Here is a 20,456-nt window from a genome sequence, read left to right as displayed (position 1 = left end):
CCGCGTCGCACGCGGCGCTAGTCTCGGGCGATCGTCGTCTGAGAGGATGCAGCCGTGACCGACACCTACACCCCGCCCGAGATCTGGATCTGGAACAAGGACAACGGCGGGCGCTTCGCCAACATCAACCGCCCGACCGCGGGCGCGACGCACGACAAGGAGCTGCCGGTCGGGCGTCACCCGCTGCAACTCTACTCGCTCGCCACGCCCAACGGGGTGAAGGTGACGGTGATGCTCGAGGAATTGCTCGCCGCCGGGCACAGCGGTGCGGAATATGACGCCTGGCTGATCCGCATCAACGAGGGCGACCAATTCTCCAGCGGATTCGTCGCCGCCAACCCCAATTCCAAGATCCCCGCTCTGGTCGACCACAGCGGCGATACGCCCGTTCGCGTGTTCGAATCGGGCTCGATCCTCGTGTACCTCGCCGAGAAGTTCGGTGCCTTTCTCCCCAGCGAACCCGCCGCGCGCGCGGAATGCCTGTCGTGGCTGTTCTGGCAGATGGGCGCAGGCCCGCTGCTGGGTGGCGGCTTCGGCCACTTCTACGCCTACGCCCCGACCAAGATTGAGTACGCGATCGACCGCTACGCGATGGAGGTGAAGCGCCAGCTCGACGTGCTCGATCGCCGTCTGGGCGAGAGCGAATATATCGCCGGTGCCGATTACACGATCGCCGACATGGCGATCTGGCCATGGTACGGTGCGCTGGTGAAGGGGCTCGTCTACGAGGCCGGCACCTTCCTCCAGGTGCACGAATACAAGAACGTGCTGCGCTGGACTGACCAGATTGCGGAGCGTCCCGCGGTCAAACGCGGCCGCATGGTCAACCGCGTGATGGGCGACCCCGCCAGCCAGCTTTACGAACGCCACGACGCGAGCGATTTCGACACCAAGACGCAGGACAAGATCGCGCCCGAAAACAAGGACGCGCAGGCATGATGCGCCTCTACGACAGCCGCCGCGCGCCCAATCCGCGCCGTGTGCGCTGGGTGATGGCGGAAAAGGGCATCGAGGATATCGAGATCGTACAAACCGATATCTTCAAGGGCGAGCACCGCACCCCCGATTATCTCGCGCGCGCCGGCCTCGCCAACGTCCCCGCGCTCGAGATCGACGCCGACACGACGATCACCGAATCGATCGCGATCTGCCGCTACCTCGAGAGCGTCTATCCCGAGCCCAATCTGTTCGGCCGCGATCCGCTGGAGATCGCGGTGATCGAGATGTGGATGCGCCGCGCCGAGATGCTGCTCGCGACGCCGCTGATGATGTCGGTCCGCCACGGCCACCCCGCGCTCGCCGCGATCGAGACGCAGGTGGCGGCGATTGCGGACACCAACACTGCCGCAGCGACGCGCGCATTAAAGGTGTTCGACCGGCGTTTGGCCGAAAGCCCTTTCATCGCCGCCGACCGCGTCACCATCGCCGACGTGGTCGCCTACACCGGCCTCGACTTCGCGCGCATGGTGAAATTCGCCCCCGCGCCAGAACACATCCACCTTACGCGCTGGATCGAGGCAATGCGCGAGCGCCCGGCCGCCAGCGCGGGCGTCTGAGCTTATGTCCTCTTGGAAGGGAGTGGGTTGGTTGTCGCTGAACCGCGTCGTCTTACGCCAGCCGCTCCCTCGTCAGGGAAGGGATTCGTAGTGCCAGATAGCCGAACGCAAGCCCCAGCCTTTCCCCTCCCCGTAAGGGAGGGATTGGGGGTGGGTGGGCGCGGAAGGCACCCTTCGCCTGCCCAATTATTCCCCGTCACCCGGGACTTGATCCGGAATCTAGCTTCCAGTCAGCGGGCGAAGAAGCGAGATCGCGGCTCAAGGCCGGGATGACGCCGTCAGGCCCACCCGTCCCGCTTCGCTTCAACCGCACACCCGCACCCGCGCTCGTCATTCAGCGGCCGCTGGCACCGCTTGCACATCGCGCGGTGCGTTGGCGTCAGGTCATGCGTCACGCTCACCCGCTCGTCGAACACGAAACACTCGCCCTGCCAGCGCGTCTCGGCCTCGGGCACCTGCTCCAGATAGTTGAGGATGCCGCCCTTCAGGTGAAATACGTCCTCGATCCCCTCGGCGCGCACGAATGCGGTCGCCTTCTCGCATCGGATGCCGCCGGTGCAGAACATCGCAATTTTGGGCGCGCGCCCCTCCTCCAGCAACGCATCGCGTCGTTCGCGAAACCACGCCGGAAAGTCGCGGAAGCTGCGCGTGCCCGGATCGATCGCCCCCGCGAAGGTGCCCAGCGCAACCTCGTAATCGTTGCGCGTATCGATCAGGATCGTGTCGGGATCGTCGATCAGCGCGTTCCAGTCCTCCGGCGCGACATAGGCACCGACGCCGTCTACCGGATCGAGGTCGGGCTGCCCCATCGTCACGATCTCGCGCTTCAACCGCACCTTCATCCGCCCGAACGGCATCGCGTCGGTGCGCGAATATTTGACCTCCAGCGCCGCACATCCCGGCAGCGTGCGCAGGTGCGCCAGCACCGCCGCGATCCCGTCGTCGTTGCCCGCGATCGTTCCGTTGACGCCTTCGTGTGCCAGCAGCAGCGAGCCTTGCACTCCCGCTTCCTCGCACACCGGCAGCAGCGCAGCTTTCACCGCGGCCACGTCGTCGAAGTGCGTAAATTGATACAGCGCCGCGACGAGGATCGGCGGCGGAGGCGAAGTCTCGGTCATTCTCATCCACTTGGGGGCACGCTGGCTCGCGCGTGCCCCTAGCAGATCCGTCGCCCGCGCGTCAGATCAATCCTGATCCGCGTCGCCGTAACCGTGGCCGGTGGTCATCCGCGTGCCAGTACCGCCGCCGCCATTCGCACCCTCGAACCAGTAGGGCATCCGCTGGCGGTTGCCCGTCTCGACCTCGTTGAGCGTCGCGGCGTCGTACAGATGCCCGCCCAGCATCACGCGGTTCACCTTGTCGGTGTTGCGGATGTTCACCGTTGGATCGGCGTCGAGCACCACCAGATCGGCGAGCTTGCCCGGCTCGAGCGAGCCGACGTCCTTCTGATATCCGAGCGACGTCGCCGGCATGATCGTGCCCGCGCGCAATGCCTCGATCGGCGACCAGCCGCCCTTGGCAAAGCTCCACATTTCCCAGTGCGCGCCCAGCCCCGCCTGCTGCCCGTGCGCGCCGATCGACACCTGCACGCCCTTGTCGGCGAGCTTCTTTGCCTCGCGCGCGCTCTCGCCGTCGACGTAATCCTCTTCGGGCGCCAGTTCGCGCCGCGCGTTCTGCGCCGCGAGCAGCGCTTGCGGTGCGTGGCGCGACAGGATCGGGTGACGCCACACGTCGGTATGCGCGCGCCAGTACGGATCGCCCGCCGGCCCGCCATAGGTGACGACCAGCGTCGGCGTGTAGTTGGTCTTGGTCTGCGTCCATAACTGAACCAGATCGTCGTAGAAATGCTCCAGCGGAATGTTGTGCTCGACGGTCGAATTGCCGTCCTGGATCAGCGTCACGTCCTGCGTGAACAGCGACCCGCCCTCGGGCACGACCTCCATCCCCTCGGTCTGCGCGGCGGCGACGACCATCTGGCGCTGCTCGCGCCGTGGCTGGTTGTAGTTCTTGACGCTGTGCGCGCCCTGCGCCTTCAACCGCCGCACGTCGGCGAGTGCGTCATCGTAGCTGTTGATCTCCGCGTACACGTCGGGCGATTTCGCGCCGTAAATGATCTCGCCGGTGGAGAAGATGCGCGGTGCCAGGATCAGCCCCGCACGCTGCATCTCGGCCGCGGGGAAGATCTCGGCCGAACGCGACGACGGATCGTGGATCGTCGTGGTGCCGAGCGCGAGGTTCGCCATCGCGTTCCAGTTCTGCTGCGGCACCAGCTCGTCGTCGCCCTGCGGGCCGTGCGCGTGCGCGTCGACCAGCCCGGGGATGATCGTCTTGCCCGCGACGTCGATCGTCTTGGTGCCGGCGGGAATCGTGACCGAGGCACGCGGGCCGACCGCGACGATGCGGTCGCCGCGGATCAGGATCGTCGCATCGTCGATGATCCCGCCATCGGCGCGCGCCATCGTCACCACGCTCGCGCCGGTCAGCGCGACCGTCCCCGTCGGCTTCGCCGCGGGCACGTCCATCGACAGCGACACGCCGGTGCGGGGTGTAGCGAACTTCGGCGCGTTCTCGCCCGCCGGTGCCTGCTGGAACAACGCGTTGACCTGCGCGGTGTAGAGCGTCGGCCCGGTGCTCCAGTGCAGCGCCTGCCCGTCGTTCGACCAGTTGATGAAGTCGGCACCGTCCGCGCTCACCTGCGTGACGGGCAGCGGCCCGGCCTTCTTGTCGGTTTCGACCCCCTGCGTGCCGGGCATCAGCGGCATCACGAACGCTTGGTAATTCTGCTTGAACGCGACGAACTCGCCCGTCGGCGACACCTGATAATCGCTGACCAGCTCGCCCTGCGCATGGACTCGCTTGGCTTCGCCGTTCAGGTCGGTGCTGACGAGCTGGCGCTTGTCCTTCTCGCTCGTCAGCAGGAACACGCGGTCGTTCCGGTCGCCGAACTGCGGCTCGGCCGCGCCTTCCGCGATCCTGACCGGCGCGCCGCCCGTCGCCGCGACGCGGTACGCGCCCGATCCGCCGGCCCCCCGCGACGCGGTCAGCCCGCCGCCCTCGCCCTGCTCGAACACGATCACCTTGGCGTCGGGCGAGAAATGCGGACGGCGATACAGCCCCGCCGCATTCGTCACGACCTTGGCCGAGCCGCCCCCCGCCGCGACCGTCTTGATCTGCCCCAGCCCCGCATCGGTCCAGCCGACGAACACGATCTGCCGCCCGTCCCGCGACCAGCTCGGCCAGAGCTCCAGCTCGTCGGTCGCGCGCGTCAGCCGCCGCGCCGCACCGCCCGCCATCGGCTTGACGTACAATTTGCCCAGCGTCTCGAACACCACCTGACGCCCGTCGGGCGACACGCTCGCCCAGCGCGGCATCTTCGTCTTGATACGATCGGGAGAGACCTCGACCTGCGGGTGCGTCGCGTCGATCACCACGCGCGTGTCGTTAACCCGGAACGGCACCACGCGCGCGCCGGAGCCATCGACCGCGACGCGCTGGATATGCCCGTCCGCCCAGATCAGGATCGCGGCATTGTCGGGCGTCCACGCCATGTTGGGGTACACGCCCGTCACCGCCCAGGTTTCCTGCACGTCGCGGTCGAGGTCACCGTAGACGACGCGCTCGACCCCGGTGGACAGGTCCTTGACCCACAGCTTGGTCTTGTTGTTCTCGCGCCGCACGAACGCGATCCGCTTGCCGTCGCGCGACGGCGTCGGGCGCACCGATCCGCCGACCCCCGACACCGCGGTGGTCACCTCACCGCTGTCGATGTCGTAACGCTCGATGTTAAATAGGTCGGTACGCGAATTCTGCGCATATTCGAAGATCGGACCCGGCGTGACGTTGCGCGTGTAGAAGATGCTCTTGCCGTCGGGCGCGTAGATCGGCTCGCCCAGTTCCTTTTGCAGCTGCTCGCTCTTGCGCTTGACCAGCTGCACGCCGCCGCCCCCGGAGACATGGTACAGCCACACCTCGCCGGTGCCGAGCGAGCGGCCGGTCGTGAAATGCTTCTTTGCCGCGATGAAACGTCCGTCGGGGCTCCACGACGGCTGGTTGAGCAGGCGGAAATCCTCCTTCGTCACCTGGCGCTTGTCGCTGCCGTCGACGTTCATCACCCAGATGTTGTCGCCGCCGCCGCGATCGGAGGTGAACGCGATCCGCCGCCCGTCGGGCGAGAAGCGCGGCTGATGCTCGTACGCCAACCCTTGCGCGATCCGCGTCGGCGTGCCGCCGGCGATTCCCATCGTATAGATGTCGCCCAGCATGTCGAACGCGATCAACCGGCCGTCGGGCGAGACGTCGACGTTCATCCAGCTGCCATTATCGGTGTTGATCGCCACCTCGCGCGTCCGCATCCCCGGCGGGGCGTTGACATCCCACTTCGCGGGCTTGGCCGGCGTCGTCGCCGCGACCGTGCGTGCATTGGCGTTCGGCGCCGGCGTCGCGGGCGGCGCGACCGGCGGGCGTTCGGTGACGACCTCGGGGTTGGGCTGCGTGATCTGGTTCTCGGGCGCCTGCGTCTGCTCGATCGGATTTTGGGCCGGCGCAATCTGCGCCGAGAGCTGGCCCGCCATCAGGCACAAGGCGATGGCGGTGGCGGCACGGTAGGTCATCGAGCAATCCCCTCTTTTGCCGCCTGTTTACCCGATCAATCGCGCGCGTCACCCCTTTCCGGCCCGCGTGCCCCGTCGCGTGGCGCTGCCGCGACCATCTCCAGCCGCTGCGGCACCGTGCCGATGTCGATCCCCTCGTCGTGGAACCGCCCCAGCAGCGCCATGAACACGCTCGACCGCGTCGGATAGGCGGCCCGCGGTGTCTCGACGTGCGCGAAGCAGTTGAACAGGATGCGGCCGTCCGCGATCGAATCGACGAACGCCGATGGCGCGGGATCGTCGAGCACCGCGGCTTCCGCGGTGAAGATCGCCAGCACGATCGCGCGCACCCGCGCCGCATCGGTGCCGAGCGGGACCGAGAACTGGATCTGGATCCGCCCGAGCGGGCTCGCCAGCGTCTTGTTGAGCACCGATTTGGTGATCAGCTCCGAATTGGGCACGATCAGCGTCGAATGGTCGGCCAACTCGATCTCGGTCGAGCGTACGCTGATCCGCTTCACGTCGCCCTCGTCGGTGCCGACGCGCACCAGGTCGCCGATCTTGATCGGCCGCTCGGCGAGCAGGATCAGCCCCGACACGAAATTGGACGTGATCGCCTGCAAACCGAACCCGATGCCGACCGACAAGGCAGACAGCAGCAGCGCGATCCGCTCCACCCCGATGCCGAGCGAGGCGAGTGCCCAGATCACCGCGAGCGCGACCCCGACGTAGCGCGCGACGAGGCTCACCGAATTGCGCCCCGACCCATCCAGGTCGGTCGCGGGCAGGTAGCGCCCCTCCAGCCACCCCATGAACGCGCGCACCAGCGCCAAGCCGACGAACAGCACGACAAGCCCGCGCACGATCGTACCGGGCGAGATCGCGACGCCGCCCACCTCGACCCCCTGCGCCAGCGTGCCGACGCGCCCGAACAGCGTCGACACGCCGTTCCCCGCACCGAACGGCGACAGCAGCAGCCCGATCGATGTCAGCGCGACCACGACGCGCAGGCACCCCGACAACAGCACGCCGAACTGGTCGACGCTGCTGCCGCGCAGTCCCAGCGCACGCACCAGCGTCCGTCCGGTCGCGCTGCTGCGCTTGAACAGGCTGGTCGCGATGTCGTCGATCGCCGCCATCAGCAGGTATGCGCCCGACCCGAGCACGACGCCCCAGGCGAGCAACTGCACCAGGAACAGGCTGAACCCGATATAGCCGATCAACAGCGCGCCGCCCGCGACCAGCACCACCGCCCAGGCGAGCAGCGTGACCGCCGCCAGCCCCGCGCGCGTCGTCTCGCCCTGTTCGTCGCGTGCCTGTTCGGCGCGCAACCGACCCAGCGCCAGCAACGTCGCGGCGAGCAGCAGCAGGTGGAGCGATGCCTCGGCCGCCTGCGACGCGACGCGTGCCGCGCCGCTCGCGTTCACCGCGCGGTTGAACACCTCGACCATGATCGTCACGAACGACAGGCCGGCGAGCAGCAGCGAGAACGGCCGCAGCCGCGTCGCCGCAGCGTCGCCGATCGCGGCGACCCGCCACGACGGCTGCGTCCGCATCAGCAGCGCGCCCGTCACCGACGCGGTCAGTCCGGCAAAGGTGATCGCGGCCACCAACCCGTCGAGCAACGGGCTCCAGCTCGTCGGCTCCAGCCGTGCCCAGCGCAAACCCTGCACCAGCATGAAACTCGCGAGCAGCGGAGCGAGCGTCCCGACCGCAATCCGCCAGATCGCGAAGCCCGATCGCCGCACGCGGTGCCCCGGCGCACCATCGATCAGGAAACGCTTGCCGACGCGCCGCAACGCGAGCCGCCCCGGCCCCAGCAGCGCGACGAACATGACCGCACCCAGCAACGCCTGCCACGGCAGCTGCCCGCGCGCGCGGCTGCGCAATTGCGCGCGCACCTGCGTGGTACCGCTCGTCACGAACGCGGAAACGCGGCGCAGGTCGCGCGGCGCCGACAGCAGCACCGCGCGCCAGAACGCCGGGCTGAGCGGCGACGGGCTGTGCGCCGACAGGCGCTCGCTGAACTGCGCCGCCTGACCCTGCGCGATTTCGTCGACCAATTGCTGCGCGGTGACGCCCAGCAACCGCCCGCGCTTCACCGCTGAATCGAGCGCGGCATGTTGGCGCGCCAGGTCGGCCCGCTGCGCACGGATGTCCGCCGCCTCGCTGACACCCGCTGCGGGGGCGCCAAGCTGCGCGACCTTGGCATCGACCAGCGACAATTGATCCTGCAACCGCCCGGCCGCATCGGTCGCGGCATCCTTCGCCGCCAGCGCCTTGGTGCGCAGCGCGAGCCGGTCGTCGGGGTCGACGCGGCGGTCGAGCGCGGCGTCGACGCTCGCCACGTCGCGCTCGGCCTGCGCGAGTTGCGCGGTCAGCGTCGCGATCGGGGTCGCCTGCGCCGCCGCGGGCGTCGATGCGAACAGTGCCGCGGCAAGCATCCCCGCGATCCAGCCCGCGCGCAGCAATCGGATGATGATATCCATCCGCCCCGCTTATCGAAGCAAGACCCGGCTTGGAAAGCCTCGGTCCGACCTTCGCGGTCGCGGCGGCATGACGTCGGCGACAAGATTCGCAGGTTGATTGCCCCCGCCGGCATAGGATTACGACCGTCGCTCGGACGCGTTGCCCGCACTGCCACCGCTTTGATCAAAGCCCGCGCCGCGCCCGGGCACAAACCGATCCCCATCCTTGTTACCCGTGCAGCCACTGATGTATGTTAAGGTTCAGAGAAAGTGTAGTTTTCTTGCAACTTTCGCCGCCACTCGTCGGCCTGACGGCACCAAATTCCCCGCAGTCCGTTCATTGCGTCAGGAGATATGCGGTGGCTGACAAGATCGTCTCGGTTGGATTGCTGACGCAGCGCGACCTCGACGTGCTGGGTACCAGTTTCACGCGCCATTTCCCGGTGCCGCGCGACGACACGTTCAGTGATCTCTTGCGCCGGATCGATCAGGCCGATCTGGCGAGCGGCATGCGCGAAAAGATGTCGGCACAATCGAACGGCCGATAGTCTGAGCTTCGATATTGGCCGATGCGGTGGCTGTGTGACCACCGCATCATGTTTTCAGCTCGGGTGCGCTTCGCTGTCCTGCGCGGGCTTGCCGCCCTCGGTCGGGACCATCGCTTCGTCATAAGCGGCGCTCTCGTCCGCGATCCCCGCATCTTGGCTCTTCTTGGCCGCATCCTTGTAATCGCCCAGGGCGTCCGCAGGCTTCTCTTGCTCGCTCATCACCGTCTCTCCTCTTTCTATAAATCCTCAACCGAACGCACGGTTATTCCAGATCGTTCTCGCTCACGATGATGATCGCCTGATCCGAATTGCGCGCGAGCGCCGCCAGCGCCGCGTCGCTGATCTGGTCGATGAAGCGCTGGAATGTGTCGGCGGCATCGCCGTCGGGACGATCGCCACTTAGCGCCTCCAGCACGTCATATTGCACCGCGAACTCATATTCTTCCGCGTCGACCTCGCCGGTGAACTCGACCTGTTCGCCGTCGATGTTGTCGAGAATGCTGGAATGATCGATCTCCAACTGGCTCGCTGCCATTTTCTACCTCTTGAACTGCTCAGCAGGTGCTACAAGCCTCGTCGCGCGCGCGTGTTCCGCCACTCAGGCGGCGTCACCACTCTCGTCCCCGCCGCCGTCGCCGGACAGATGCTCCGCGATCCGCCCGATCGCGTCCCCGACGTAGCGATCCGCCGGCAATTCACCTGGCAGCGTCACGGGTCGTTCTGCCGTCAGCACGGCGGCGCCACGCCGCTCCGCGGGCAGATCGAGCCACGCGCGCACCGCGCGTTCCAGACTGGTAACTTCGGGCACCTGCTCGCCGCCGCGGGTCACGTCCTCCAGCGACGCACTCATCGTCCACTCGATCGCACCACCGCCCCAGCTCGCCTCGGTCATCCGTCAATCCTCTCGATCATCCTGCCGACAAGCGCGCCGGTGAACCGGCAGGTTCCGCAGGCAGACGAACGGCTTAACCCGTATCAATACCGGAACGACCGGGTGGAGCGGCGGTTTTCCCGAGCGACGGCAATGACGGTCAGGGGGCAATACCGGCGTGCAAGCGAATGGAACGGACGCGCAATCACCGTGGCAGATGCCGTGGCCGGCATGGAAACAAGTCGCGCTGCGCACCTGGCGCGAAACGAGCAACGACAATGTCGGGTTGATTGCCGCCGGCGTCGCTTTCTACGGATTTCTGGCGTTGGTTCCGCTGCTCGGTGCGATCGTGCTCACCTACGGCCTCGTCGCCGATTCGCACACCGTGACGCAGAACATGGCGTCGCTGACCTCGGTCCTGCCCGAACAGGCAGCGCGCCTGATCGGCGAGCAGTTGCTGAACGTCGTACAGACCTCCGACGGGAAGAAGGGGTTCGGCCTGCTCGTGGCGCTCGGCATCGCGCTGTTCGGCGCGCGCAACGCGGCGGGGGCGGTCATCACCGCGCTCAACATCGCGTACGAAGAAGAGGAAACGCGTGGATTCGTCCACGTGACGTTGCTGGCGCTTGGCATCACCGCCTGTGCCGTCGTCGTCGCGATCCTTGCGATGATCTCGGTGACGGTGCTCGGCTATCTGCAGACGTTGCTGCCGGCGCTGCCGGGACCGGTCGCGGTGCTGGGCAAGATCGTCACCTACCTGCTGCTCGCCGCGGCCGGATCGGCGGGGGCGGCGACGCTCTATCGCTACGGCCCGTCGCGCCGTCACGCGCGCTGGACGTGGTTGACGCCCGGCTCGCTGCTCGCCGCGCTCCTGTGGCTGCTGTTGACGATCGGGTTCGGGATCTACGTCGCCAATTTCGGTAATTACGACGCCACCTATGGCTCGATTGGCACGGTCATCGTGCTGCTGACCTGGCTGTATCTGTCGAGCTACATCCTGCTGTTCGGCGCCGAGCTCAATTCGGAGCTGGAGCATCAGACCGCGCACGACACCACGCGCGGCTCCCGTCCGATGGGTGAGCGCGGCGCCTGGGTCGCCGATCACGTCGCCGACGAAGCGGTTACCGACACCGTATTGCCATCGCAGGATGTTGGACTGGCCCGGCCCCATGCCGGTCTGAACGGAGATGCCGCCGCAAAAATCGCCGCGCGCGCGACGCGCTTCGCCGGCGTCGGGAAAATCGGCGCTCTACCGACGATCGGCGCGACCGTCGGCCTCGCACTGCTGCGTCGCGACGGACGCGCGCTGCCCGGCGCGGCATTATTGGCGGGGGCGGGACTGCTTGCCTGGGCATCGCGGCGACCGGCACGGCAGCACGCGGTCGAAGCGGTCGTGTTCGACATCGACGGCACGTTGGTCGACAGCAACGACTATCACGTCTGGGCGTGGCAGCATGCGTTTCACGAATGCGGCTATGACATCGCGCCCGCGCGCATCCACGATCAGATCGGCAAGGGCGGCGACCTGCTGATCCCGGCACTCATCCCCGACGTCGGCGATGCGGAGCGAGACAGACTGTCGGCGCGACACGGGGAAATTTTCAAGACCCGCTATCTCGACCGCGTCCGCCCCTTCCCACGCGCCGCCGACCTGCTGCGCCACGTCGCCGCGCAGGGACAGAAGGTCGCGCTCGCTTCGTCGGCGAGCAAGGATGAGCTGGATCATTACGTCGATCTGCTCGGCGTCGCCGATATCCTCACTGCTGCAACCAGCAAAGACGACGCGGAGACGACCAAGCCCGCCCCCGACATCTTCGCGGCAGCGGTCACGAAGCTGGGCGTTTCCCCCGCCGCGGTCCGCGTCGTCGGCGATACCCCCTACGACGTCGCGGCGGCGGCGAAATGCGGCATCGCGACCGTCGCGGTTCGATCGGGCGGGTTTTCCGATGGCACGTTGGCGCGGGCGGGTGCTTGCGCGCTCTACGACGACGTCGCCGCGATCCTCGCCGATCACCGCCACTCGCCGCTGGCACGTTAGGAGGGGTTGATGGAAAATATCGCCGGATGGGTCGCGCTCGCCGCCACCTGCGTCGCCGCGCTGATGACCGCGTCCAATCTGGGCGCGCGCGTGACCGGCTGGGGGTTCGTGGTCTTCACGATCGGTGCGGTCGCCTGGATCGTCGTCGGGCTGAAAACCGGGCAAACGCAATTGCTGTGGTCGAACGTCTTCCTCGGCGTCGTCGACGTCTTCGGTATCTGGCGCTGGCTGGGGCGCCGCGCGAAGTTCAGCGACGCCGCCGACGCGGAACAGGCCCGCAGCGAGCATGGCAAGTGCGAACCGCTGTTCTCGATCTCTCGGATCGACGGCTTACCGGTGACGGGCGTAGGCGGACAGGTGATCGCGCACAGCGTCGATGCCTTGGCGACCTGCGCGGGCGGTACGATCGACTATTTCATCGTACGCGAAGGCGGCGTGGCAGGTGTCGGCGAGACGCTCAGACGACTACCGCGCAACATGGCACGCGTACGGGACGCCGCACTGGAAACCAACCTCGATACCGCAGCACTCGCGCTGCTGACGTTGGCAGAAACACGTTAAAGAATGTGGAGGACGCGCGGGCATCGACCCGCGCGTCCCGATCGATCAGGCTGCCGACTTGCCGCGCAGCGTGTTGATCAGCGCGAGGCCCACCACGCCGACCAGCGCGGCGGTCGCGAACGGGCGCTTCTTGGCAAAGCCACGTGCCTGGTCGGCGAACGGCGCAACGTTGTCGGCAACCGCTTCCTTGGCCGCACCGACGGTCTTCTGCACCGAGCCCGTTACTTGGTCGGCGACGCCGGCCGCCTTGGTCTCGTGATCGCCGGTGGCGTTGCCGAACGCTTCCTTGACCTGACCCTTGACGTCGTTGCCGGTGCCCTTCAGCTCGTCGATGTTCATTGGAAACCTCCTTGTCGTTGAAGACGCGGGGCGCGCAAGCGCCTCAGGATGCCGGTAACGACGAAGCGGCGGTTCGGTTCATTGCGCGCGGCGCTTTTGCCGCAACGCAGCGCGTCAATCCTCCCAACTCGCCGCGAAGGCGGGCGACGCGATGAAGCTCGCCGGCATCGGGCTGGTCGGTGGCGGCGCGATCAGGCCTTCCTCGATATAGCGCAGCGCCGATGTCAGCCCCGCGCGCGAGAACGGCTTGGGAATCACGCCGTGTGCGCCCGCGAAATCCTCGGGTATCTTCTTCGGGTTGGCGGTGACGAAGATCACCGCAGCGCGCGCCCAGCGCTCGTGGATCAACCTCGCCGCATCCAGGCCGTTGCTGCCGAACGCCAGTTGCAGGTCGACGAACGCGAGATCGGGTGCCGCCGACAGGGGCAAGGCGTGCACCTCGTCGACCGAGGCCGCCTCCCCCACCACCAGATGGCCAGCATCCTCGACCAGCGCCTCGATATCCATCGCGAGCAGCGCTTCGTCCTCGACGATCAGGACGCGGAACGGACTGGTAAGTCGGATCAAGCCGCCGCCCTCACCGCATCGGGCTCCATCGCGAACCGGATCGTCACGCGCGCGCCGGGCGTCGCCGACGACCAGTCGACGCTCGCGCCGATCTGCCGCGACAACCGGCGGATCAGCATTCGACCCAGGCCATCCTCGGGCGTGCTCGACGCGTCGAACCCCGGACCATCGTCGGCGATGCTGATGATGCCCTGGTCCGCGTCGCGTCGCGCGGTGACGGTCAACGTTCCCGCGCGGCCGTCGGCAAATCCGTGCTTGACCGCATTGGTCACGATCTCGTTCAGCACGAGGCCGAGCGCGGACGCATTGGTGGACGGAATGTCGATCAGCGCGACGTCGGTCTTCACGTCGATCTCGGTGCGCCCGCTCGACGCGACCACGTCGTTGGCAAGGTTAACCGCGAACGCCCCCGCGTCGAACCGCGTCACATCGTCCGACTGGTACAGGCGGCGATGGACGCTCGCGAGCGCATCGACCCGCTCCAGCATCGCATTCAGCCGCGCGAGGATGTCCGGGTCGGCGATCCCCCGCGCCTGCAGCCGCAGCAGCGAGCCAATCATCGTCAGGTTGTTCTTCACGCGGTGGTCGACCTCGTGCAGCAACAACGTCTTGTCGTCGAGCGCGGTTTTCAGATCGGCCGTCCGTTCCTCGACCTGCCGCTCAACCTCGGCCTTCTGGCGCGCGATCCGCTCCTGCGCCTCGATCCGGTCACTCACGTCCATCTGGCTGGCGAAGAAGAATTGGATCTCGCCGTCGCTGTTGCGCACCGGGCTGACGTACAGCGCGTTCCAGAATGTCGAGCCGTCCTTGCGATAGTTGAGCAGATCGACCGCCACGTCGGTGCCCGCCTCGATCGCGGTACGCACCTCGGCGACCTTCGCGCGATCGGTTTCGGGGCCTTGGAGGAAACGACAGTTGGTGCCGATGATCTCGTCGCGATCGTAGCCGGACAGGTTCTGAAACGCCTCGTTGCAAAACACGATCGGGTTGTCGTCCTGCCGCGGATCGGTGATGATCATCGGCATCCGCGTCGCGCGCACGGCGGCGGCGAAGGGATCGCCGCGCCCGCTTTCGTGCTCGACCAGATCGGTCAGATGCCAGTTGTCGCGTTGATCCATCATTATCCCGCTTCCTGCCGCGGACGAACGCACGCCGAGCACAAACACCAACCTACATTAGGAACGTCTATGCGGCAGATGTGACCGCAAGCCAAGTTGTGTCGCGTAACGCCGCAACAGGTCGGAACGGTCCTGCCAGATCAGCGAAATGATCTCGCGAAAACATACAACCGGCCTGAAAGGAGGGGCCCATCGGCTCCGCGAGTTTATGAGCCGAGCGCGGCCGCGCGCCTGAGCGTGCCATGCTATGACGCGCGTACCAACACGTTCGCCGCGCGCGTCGGAGGTTCGATCAATAGGTTAGATTATATCGTTTGGCGCGGTCCTCGATCTTCGCGTCGAGCTTGATCGCGGCGGCGCGGTCCTCGCTGCCGCGCTTCGCGTCCCCACTCCGGGTCAGCGCGACGCCGCGCGCGTAACGCGTCCAGGCATTGTCGGGATCGCCCTTCAGCGCGGCATCGTAGTCGTCCACCGCGAGCTTCCACTCGCCCCGCCGCAGCCGCACGAGCGCGCGGCTGTCGAGCGTGCTGCTATCGCCCTTGCGCAGCCGCAGCGCGGCGTTGCAGTCACTCAATGCCTGATCGAGCCCCGTTCCGGCGAGCGCGCGCGTCCAGCATCGCCCATTGAACGCCGATGCGCGGCTGCTATCCTCTGGATGCGCTTTGAACCACGAATCGTAATTGGCGACCGCGCGATCATACTCACCGAGCTCGGTGAGCATGCCCCCGACGCGCAGGCGCTGGTCCGATTGCGGGGCCAGCGTCGCGTCGACGGTACGCAAATCGACGCGCGCGCCCATGCGATCCTCGTCGCGCAGTCGCCGGCTCGCGCGCAGCATCCGCGCGTCGATGTCGCCCGGTGACAGGTCGATCGCGCGGTCGAGGTCGGCCGTGCCCGCCTTCTCGGCCAGCACTTCCGCCGCGGTCGGCTCCTTGCCGCGCTGGTCATAGGCGAGCGCGAAGTTCGCGGAGGCGCGCTGGAAATGGTAATGCCCCTCGCCGGGCGCGAGCTTGATCGCCTGATCGAAATCGGCGATCGCCTCGCGGTACCGCTTGTTCGAGGCAGCGGCCGCGCCGCGTCGGCTGAATGCGGTCGCGTCGGTCGGCTGCGGTGACTTGTCGGCCAGGTCGATCACCGCGCCCGTTCCCGTCACCGCGCGCCGCGGCGACAGGCCGAACAACGGCCCACCCTCGTAGGTGAAGAACATCGCGTTCAGCGAATTGGCGACGAAGACGCGGTGCGTCAGGAAGAAGTCGACCCCGACCAGCATCTCGGTGTCGGTCATGCCCATGTCGGCGAACTGGATCTTCGGCCCCTTCAACAGCTCGCCGCCGACCTCGATCTGCTTGAACGTCGCGCGATAGGTGCGGACGTGATGGGTGCCTAGCCCGCCGCTCACGCCCTCGTCGGTCACGCCGTCGCTCGCGGCCGTCACGCCCAGCCGCTTCGCGACGCTCGCGGCGATCAGCGATTCGTCCGCGCCGGTGTCGAACATCGCATTGACCTTCTGCCCGTCGATCGTGATCGCGGCGACGGTGTGCGGCCGGAATACGCTGTCGGCGGGCCGGATCAGCTTCAACATGCTGACGGGGCGCTGGTTCGCCCAGTAAGCGAGGTTGACGTCCTTGCAGCCCTTGACCTTCATCAACCGGACGACGCCGTGCGCCAGGTCGTATTCGACGTCCATCAGCCCCAGAATGTTCTGCCCGATCAGCCCCGCGGTGCCGGTGTCGCTTCCGGCGACGACGAAATCGACCTTGGGGATCGGAATGCCCGCGAGCGAGAAGTTCCTCGCCATCGCGACGCCCGCGCTCGTATCGCCGCCGATGCCCGAGACGCGGAAACCGTCGAGCGCGCGGATCTGCAGCCCGAATTCCTGCGCCGACGCGCGCGACAGCGTGCTGTAGAACGCGCCACTGTCGAGGATGAAGCGCGCGGTCTTGTCACCGAACTTGGTCGAGATCATCGGCTGCCGCCCGGCCATCGTCACCGGCAGCGCGGCGACCTCGGACACCTGGCATTTCTCCGCCGCATTCGCCGTCGCGGGCAACGTCGCCGCGATCACGCCACCCAGCAACGCCGCAACAACACCCACGCGCATTCGTCACCCCCCCGTGCGTCCCCATCGCACACGAGAGAACCTAGCCCGCGCGGCGGCGCGCGCAAGCGACCGGAATTTACAGTTGATCGAAGTCGATCGCACCGTGACGGTCGAGCCAGTTGGGCGCCTCGGGCATCGGGTATTTGAGCCCGGTGGCGCAGTTGAACAGCACCACCTCCTCGTCCTCGTCGACCTCGCCGTTCTTGAGCGCCTGCTTGTACGCCGCCAGCGTCGCGCCGCCTTCCGGGCACAGCAGCAAGCCGTCGCGCCGCGCGCACTCGTCGACCGCGGCGAGGATCGCGGGATCGCCGACGCCCAGCGCCTTGCCGCCACTCTCGCGAACCGCGCGCAGGATCAGGAAGTCGCCGACCGCGCGCGGGACGCGGATGCCCGCCGCCACGGTATGTGCGTCCTCCCAGCGTTCGGCATGTTCCTCGCCCGCCTCGAACGCGCGCACGATCGGCGCGCAGCCCGACGCCTGCACCGCGTACATCCGCGGGCGCTCCGAACCGATCCAGCCCAGCCGTTCGAGCTCATCGAACGCCTTCCACATCCCGATCAACCCGGTGCCGCCGCCCGTCGGATAGAAGATCGCCTTTGGCAGTCGCCACCCCAGCTGCGCGGCAAGCTCCAGCCCCATCGTCTTCTTGCCCTCGATCCGGTACGGCTCCTTGAGCGTCGAGAAATCGAACCAGCGCCCTTCCGCCGCGCCCTTCCCGACGATCGCGCCGCAATCGTCGATCAAGCCGTTGACGCGCCACACCCGCGCGCCCTGGGCCTGGATCTCACGCACGTTGATCTCGGGCGTATCCTCCGGGCAGAACACGATCGTCTCGATCCCGCAGCGCGTCGCATAGGCCGCCAGCGCCGCGCCGGCATTGCCGTTGGTCGGCATTGCGATCCGCTTGACCCCCAGCTCCTTCGCCATTGCTACCGCCATGACGAGCCCGCGCGCCTTGAAGCTGCCGGTCGGCAAGCGCCCCTCGTCCTTCACCAGCACGTTCGCGCCGCCGCTCTTGGGAACCGGGATCAGTGGCGTCTCGATCTCGCCCAGGCTGACGATGTCGCGGGTATGACGCACGGGCAGCAGCTCGCGCCACCGCCACAGATCGGTTTCGCGCGCGGCGAGCTGATCGCGCGACAGCGCCGCGCCCACCGCGTCCAAATCGTAGCGCACGAGGAGCGGCCGCCCGACCCGCGACAGGTTGTGGAGTTGGTCGGCCGCGTACCGCTCCCCCGTCATCGAACATTCGAGATGCGTGACGAAGGTCGGGCGATCGGCGGAGAGGTTCTCGTTCATGCCGCTGGGTTCTATCGCGCCGCCCGCGCGAAACAATGCCCGACGCCGAAACGAGAAAGGGCGGAGACATTGTCCCCGCCCCTCGTCACCTGATCGAAACGTCGCCGCTCAGTCCGGCTTCTTCGCTACCGCGACCAGCGCGGGGCGCAGCAGGCGACCCTTGATCATCCAGCCCGACTGCATCTCCTGCACGATCGTGCCGGGCTCGGCATCGCTCGGCATTTCCATCATCGCCTGATGCTTGTTGGGGTCGAGCGGCTCGCCCATCGCGGCGATGCGCGTGATGCCGTTGCGCTCGAACACCTTTTCCAGCTCGCGCCCGGTCGCCTCCAGCCCGGTCACCAGCCCCTTGAACTTGTCGTCACCGCGCAATTCGGCGGGGATCGCGGCGAGCCCGCGCTCCAGATTGTCGGCGACCGACAGCACGTCGCGCGCGAAATTGGTCGCGGCATAGGCGCGCGCGTCGGCGGCGTCCTTTTCCGCGCGGCGGCGCACGTTCTGGATGTCCGCACGCGCGTACAGCGTTTCCTGCTGCGCGGCGGCGAGCTGTTCCTCCAGCTCGGCGATCCGCGCGGCCTGTCCGTCGTGTTCGGCAAGCTCGGGTGCTGCCTCGGCGGTCTGTTCGCGCAGGTCTTCGGTCGTCTCGTCGGCCATCATTGCCCCTGTTTCACGTGATACGTATCTGATTGCGATCGGCGCCGCTCAACCCATCAGGCGGGCGAGCGTCGCCGCGGTGAAATCCACTATCGGCACGATCCGCGCGTAGTTCAACCGCGTAGGCCCGATCACGCCGACCACGCCGACGACGCGTCCGTCGAGCCCGCGAAACGGTTTCGCGATCACCGACGAACCTGACAGCGCGAACAGCTTGTTCTCCGCACCGATGAAGATGCGCGTCGCATCGCCCGCACTCGCCGCGCCCAGCAGCGCCGCCACCTCCTGCTTGCCCTCCAGGTCGTCGAGCAATTCGCGCACCCGCTCGAGATCCGCCGCCGCCGCATCATCGAGCAACCGCCCCTGCCCGCGCACGATCAGCACCGACCGCCTGGCGCCATCCTCGCTCCACACCGCCAGCCCACGCTCGACCAGCGTCCGCGCCGCGGCATCGAGCGCGCTCTGCCCCTCGCCCAGCTCGCGCTCGATCCGCGCACGTGCCTCGGCGAGCGTCAGTCCACCGAGCGTCGCGGTCATGTAATTGCCCGCCTCGACCAACGCCGACGCGCCGATTCCCGGCGGCAGATCGACCACGCGATTCTCGACCCCGCCGTCCTCCGCCACCAGCACCGCGAGTGCTTGAGCTTGCCCCAACGGCACGAACCCGATTGAGCGCAGAACCGCCTCGCGCTTGGGCACCATCACCAGCCCTGCGCACGCCGACAGTCCAGACAGCGCCGCGGTCGTCGCCGCCAGCGCTTCCTCGACCGGCCCGCGATTGGCGGCGCGCGCCTCGATCTGCGCGCGCTCCTCGGCACTCGGCTCCAGCGCCTGCATCATGCCGTCGACGAACAGGCGCAGCCCGCGCTCGGTCGGCATCCGCCCTGCACTGGTATGCGGCGCGGCGAGCAAGCCCATCGCCTCCAGTTGCGCCAGCACGCCGCGGATCGACGCGGGTGACAGGTTCAACCCCGCCTGTGCCAGCGTCTTCGATCCCACCGGCTGCCCGTCCTGCAGATAACCGTCGACGACACGACGAAAGATGTCGCGCGCGCGGTCGGACAATTCGGCGATCGGCGGGGTCGCGCTCATGCGCGGGATGTAGGCACGACGCTCCGCCCGCGGCAACCCATCCGCGCGCGCAGAATCCCCCGCACCTCCGCTCACCGCCGCCCGATCAGCTCCGCGATCGGCAACACCCGCGGGACCGACCGCAGGTCGTCGAACAGCGCGCGATTGGTTTGACCCGCGCAACCGAAATCGACCCGGCGCACGTCGCGCTTGCCCGCGGGTGACTGCCACGTCACCGTCGCGCCCGGCAGGTCGGCGGCGTAGGTTGCGCATGCCGTCCCACCTTGCTCGAGCGCGCCGATCGGCGTCGCCCGCAGTGCCGCGACAGCGTGCACGAACGACCGGACCTGCGCCGGCGTCGCCCAGAACCGGCTCGCCCCCGTCACCGCGACATGCTGCGTGCCGATGAACTCGCCCGCCCCCGTGTCGGTATCCACCGTCACCGCGTAAACCGGACACGTGCCGTGGCACGCGCTCGTTTCATACGTGATCCGCTCCACCACGGCGGCTGGATTGCCCGACCCGGCGGACTGCCCCGCGTCGCGCCCCGATGTCGGCAGCGTGGCACAGGCCGACAGCGAAGTTGCGGCGGCGGCGAGCAGGATGATCGTTCTCATATCCCCGGCGATACCGCCGCGATCGTGTCACGCCGCTGAACGCGGCCTCGCTCGCGCC

19 protein-coding genes are annotated in these 20,456 nt (G+C 67.6%); 5 read left to right on the top strand and 14 right to left on the bottom strand.

What is annotated here, in order from left to right:
• The first annotated feature begins 54 nt into the window (after positions 1-54).
• Together yghU and KZ810_RS06415 are read left to right on the top strand one after the other, a co-directional pair.
• The gene (gene yghU, locus KZ810_RS06420; protein ID WP_219768157.1) at positions 55-939 is read left to right on the top strand and encodes a glutathione-dependent disulfide-bond oxidoreductase; all 885 of its coding nucleotides are present in this window, start codon (positions 55-57) and stop codon (positions 937-939) included.
• Positions 936-1,556, top strand: coding sequence for a glutathione S-transferase family protein (locus KZ810_RS06415; RefSeq protein ID WP_258044503.1), 621 nt, complete (start codon positions 936-938; stop codon positions 1,554-1,556). Before yghU ends, KZ810_RS06415 begins: the two co-directional genes overlap by 4 nt.
• 278 nt (positions 1,557-1,834) lie before the next feature.
• On the opposite strand, the gene trhO is transcribed toward KZ810_RS06415, so the two are convergent.
• The 3 genes from trhO to KZ810_RS06400 all read right to left on the bottom strand — a co-directional run bounded on the left by trhO (position 1,835) and on the right by KZ810_RS06400 (position 8,634).
• On the bottom strand, positions 1,835-2,674 hold the full coding sequence (trhO, locus tag KZ810_RS06410) for an oxygen-dependent tRNA uridine(34) hydroxylase TrhO (RefSeq protein WP_219768156.1): 840 nt from the start codon (positions 2,672-2,674) through the stop codon (positions 1,835-1,837).
• Between the two features lie 66 nt (positions 2,675-2,740).
• Positions 2,741-6,166, bottom strand: a complete 3,426-nt coding sequence (locus KZ810_RS06405) for an amidohydrolase family protein (RefSeq protein WP_219768155.1) — start codon at positions 6,164-6,166, stop codon at positions 2,741-2,743.
• 35 nt (positions 6,167-6,201) lie between these two features.
• Positions 6,202-8,634, bottom strand: a complete 2,433-nt coding sequence (locus KZ810_RS06400; RefSeq protein WP_219768154.1) for a DUF3772 domain-containing protein — start codon at positions 8,632-8,634, stop codon at positions 6,202-6,204.
• 338 nt (positions 8,635-8,972) lie between these two features.
• On the opposite strand from KZ810_RS06400, the gene KZ810_RS06395 reads away from it, so the two are divergent.
• A complete protein-coding gene (locus KZ810_RS06395) occupies positions 8,973-9,161 on the top strand; it encodes a hypothetical protein (protein ID WP_219768153.1) in 189 nt (62 codons plus the stop codon).
• A gap of 54 nt (positions 9,162-9,215) precedes the next feature.
• On the opposite strand, the gene KZ810_RS06390 is transcribed toward KZ810_RS06395, so the two are convergent.
• The 3 genes from KZ810_RS06390 to KZ810_RS06380 all read right to left on the bottom strand — a co-directional run bounded on the left by KZ810_RS06390 (position 9,216) and on the right by KZ810_RS06380 (position 10,053).
• Complete coding sequence (locus tag KZ810_RS06390; RefSeq protein WP_219768152.1) at positions 9,216-9,380, bottom strand: hypothetical protein; 165 nt, start codon at positions 9,378-9,380, stop codon at positions 9,216-9,218.
• Between the two features lie 43 nt (positions 9,381-9,423).
• Positions 9,424-9,696, bottom strand: coding sequence for a DUF1488 family protein (locus KZ810_RS06385; RefSeq protein WP_219768151.1), 273 nt, complete (start codon positions 9,694-9,696; stop codon positions 9,424-9,426).
• 63 nt (positions 9,697-9,759) lie between these two features.
• Entirely contained in the window at positions 9,760-10,053 is a 294-nt protein-coding gene (locus tag KZ810_RS06380; protein WP_219768150.1) for a hypothetical protein, read from the bottom strand.
• A 196-nt stretch (positions 10,054-10,249) separates the two neighbouring features.
• Here KZ810_RS06380 and KZ810_RS06375 point away from each other — a divergent pair, with 196 nt between their 5' ends.
• A complete protein-coding gene (locus KZ810_RS06375; RefSeq protein ID WP_219768149.1) occupies positions 10,250-12,070 on the top strand; it encodes a YhjD/YihY/BrkB family envelope integrity protein in 1,821 nt (606 codons plus the stop codon).
• A 9-nt stretch (positions 12,071-12,079) separates the two neighbouring features.
• Entirely contained in the window at positions 12,080-12,631 is a 552-nt protein-coding gene (locus KZ810_RS06370; protein ID WP_219768148.1) for a PRC-barrel domain containing protein, read from the top strand.
• A 45-nt stretch (positions 12,632-12,676) separates the two neighbouring features.
• On the opposite strand, the gene KZ810_RS06365 is transcribed toward KZ810_RS06370, so the two are convergent.
• The 8 genes from KZ810_RS06365 to KZ810_RS06330 form a co-directional block, all read right to left on the bottom strand.
• Complete coding sequence (locus KZ810_RS06365; protein WP_219768147.1) at positions 12,677-12,970, bottom strand: CsbD family protein; 294 nt, start codon at positions 12,968-12,970, stop codon at positions 12,677-12,679.
• Positions 12,971-13,084: 114 nt separating this feature from the next.
• Positions 13,085-13,537: a response regulator gene (locus tag KZ810_RS06360; RefSeq protein WP_219768146.1), complete on the bottom strand. Its 453-nt coding sequence runs from the start codon at positions 13,535-13,537 to the stop codon at positions 13,085-13,087.
• A complete protein-coding gene (locus tag KZ810_RS06355; RefSeq protein ID WP_258044501.1) occupies positions 13,534-14,655 on the bottom strand; it encodes a PAS domain-containing protein in 1,122 nt (373 codons plus the stop codon). Before KZ810_RS06355 ends, KZ810_RS06360 begins: the two co-directional genes overlap by 4 nt.
• 292 nt (positions 14,656-14,947) lie before the next feature.
• A complete protein-coding gene (locus tag KZ810_RS06350; protein WP_308461503.1) occupies positions 14,948-16,750 on the bottom strand; it encodes an aspartyl protease family protein in 1,803 nt (600 codons plus the stop codon).
• 82 nt (positions 16,751-16,832) lie between these two features.
• Positions 16,833-18,056 carry a threonine synthase gene (locus tag KZ810_RS06345; RefSeq protein ID WP_219768143.1) on the bottom strand — a complete coding sequence of 408 codons (1,224 nt, stop codon included), beginning with the start codon at positions 18,054-18,056 and terminating at the stop codon, positions 16,833-16,835.
• 108 nt (positions 18,057-18,164) lie between these two features.
• Complete coding sequence (gene grpE / locus KZ810_RS06340; RefSeq protein WP_219768142.1) at positions 18,165-18,710, bottom strand: nucleotide exchange factor GrpE; 546 nt, start codon at positions 18,708-18,710, stop codon at positions 18,165-18,167.
• A 48-nt stretch (positions 18,711-18,758) separates the two neighbouring features.
• Positions 18,759-19,802 (bottom strand): heat-inducible transcriptional repressor HrcA, encoded by a 1,044-nt coding sequence (gene hrcA, locus KZ810_RS06335; protein WP_219768141.1) that lies wholly within the window; start codon positions 19,800-19,802, stop codon positions 18,759-18,761.
• A gap of 71 nt (positions 19,803-19,873) precedes the next feature.
• Positions 19,874-20,398, bottom strand: a complete 525-nt coding sequence (locus tag KZ810_RS06330; protein ID WP_219768140.1) for a DUF6438 domain-containing protein — start codon at positions 20,396-20,398, stop codon at positions 19,874-19,876.
• Positions 20,399-20,456 lie beyond the last annotated feature (58 nt).

This window comes from Sphingomonas citricola (genome assembly GCF_019429535.1).
GTDB classification, from domain to species: Bacteria; Pseudomonadota; Alphaproteobacteria; order Sphingomonadales; family Sphingomonadaceae; genus Sphingomonas; species Sphingomonas citricola.
This window is presented reverse-complemented; position numbering and strand designations above follow the sequence as displayed.

Bases quoted from the DNA above. Each gene is read 5' to 3' on its own strand.
- KZ810_RS06415 (WP_258044503.1), top strand. From the start codon at position 936: ATGATGCGCCTCTACGACAGCCGCCGCGCGCCCAATCCGCGCCGTGTG.
- trhO (WP_219768156.1), bottom strand. From the start codon at position 2,674: ATGACCGAGACTTCGCCTCCGCCGCCGATCCTCGTCGCGGCGCTGTAT.
- KZ810_RS06405 (WP_219768155.1), bottom strand. From the start codon at position 6,166: ATGACCTACCGTGCCGCCACCGCCATCGCCTTGTGCCTGATGGCGGGC.
- KZ810_RS06400 (WP_219768154.1), bottom strand. From the start codon at position 8,634: ATGGATATCATCATCCGATTGCTGCGCGCGGGCTGGATCGCGGGGATG.
- KZ810_RS06390 (WP_219768152.1), bottom strand. From the start codon at position 9,380: ATGAGCGAGCAAGAGAAGCCTGCGGACGCCCTGGGCGATTACAAGGAT.
- KZ810_RS06385 (WP_219768151.1), bottom strand. From the start codon at position 9,696: ATGGCAGCGAGCCAGTTGGAGATCGATCATTCCAGCATTCTCGACAAC.
- KZ810_RS06380 (WP_219768150.1), bottom strand. From the start codon at position 10,053: ATGACCGAGGCGAGCTGGGGCGGTGGTGCGATCGAGTGGACGATGAGT.
- KZ810_RS06375 (WP_219768149.1), top strand. From the start codon at position 10,250: ATGCCGTGGCCGGCATGGAAACAAGTCGCGCTGCGCACCTGGCGCGAA.
- KZ810_RS06370 (WP_219768148.1), top strand. From the start codon at position 12,080: ATGGAAAATATCGCCGGATGGGTCGCGCTCGCCGCCACCTGCGTCGCC.
- KZ810_RS06365 (WP_219768147.1), bottom strand. From the start codon at position 12,970: ATGAACATCGACGAGCTGAAGGGCACCGGCAACGACGTCAAGGGTCAG.
- KZ810_RS06355 (WP_258044501.1), bottom strand. From the start codon at position 14,655: ATGGATCAACGCGACAACTGGCATCTGACCGATCTGGTCGAGCACGAA.
- KZ810_RS06345 (WP_219768143.1), bottom strand. From the start codon at position 18,056: ATGAACGAGAACCTCTCCGCCGATCGCCCGACCTTCGTCACGCATCTC.
- grpE (WP_219768142.1), bottom strand. From the start codon at position 18,710: ATGGCCGACGAGACGACCGAAGACCTGCGCGAACAGACCGCCGAGGCA.
- hrcA (WP_219768141.1), bottom strand. From the start codon at position 19,802: ATGAGCGCGACCCCGCCGATCGCCGAATTGTCCGACCGCGCGCGCGAC.
- KZ810_RS06330 (WP_219768140.1), bottom strand. From the start codon at position 20,398: ATGAGAACGATCATCCTGCTCGCCGCCGCCGCAACTTCGCTGTCGGCC.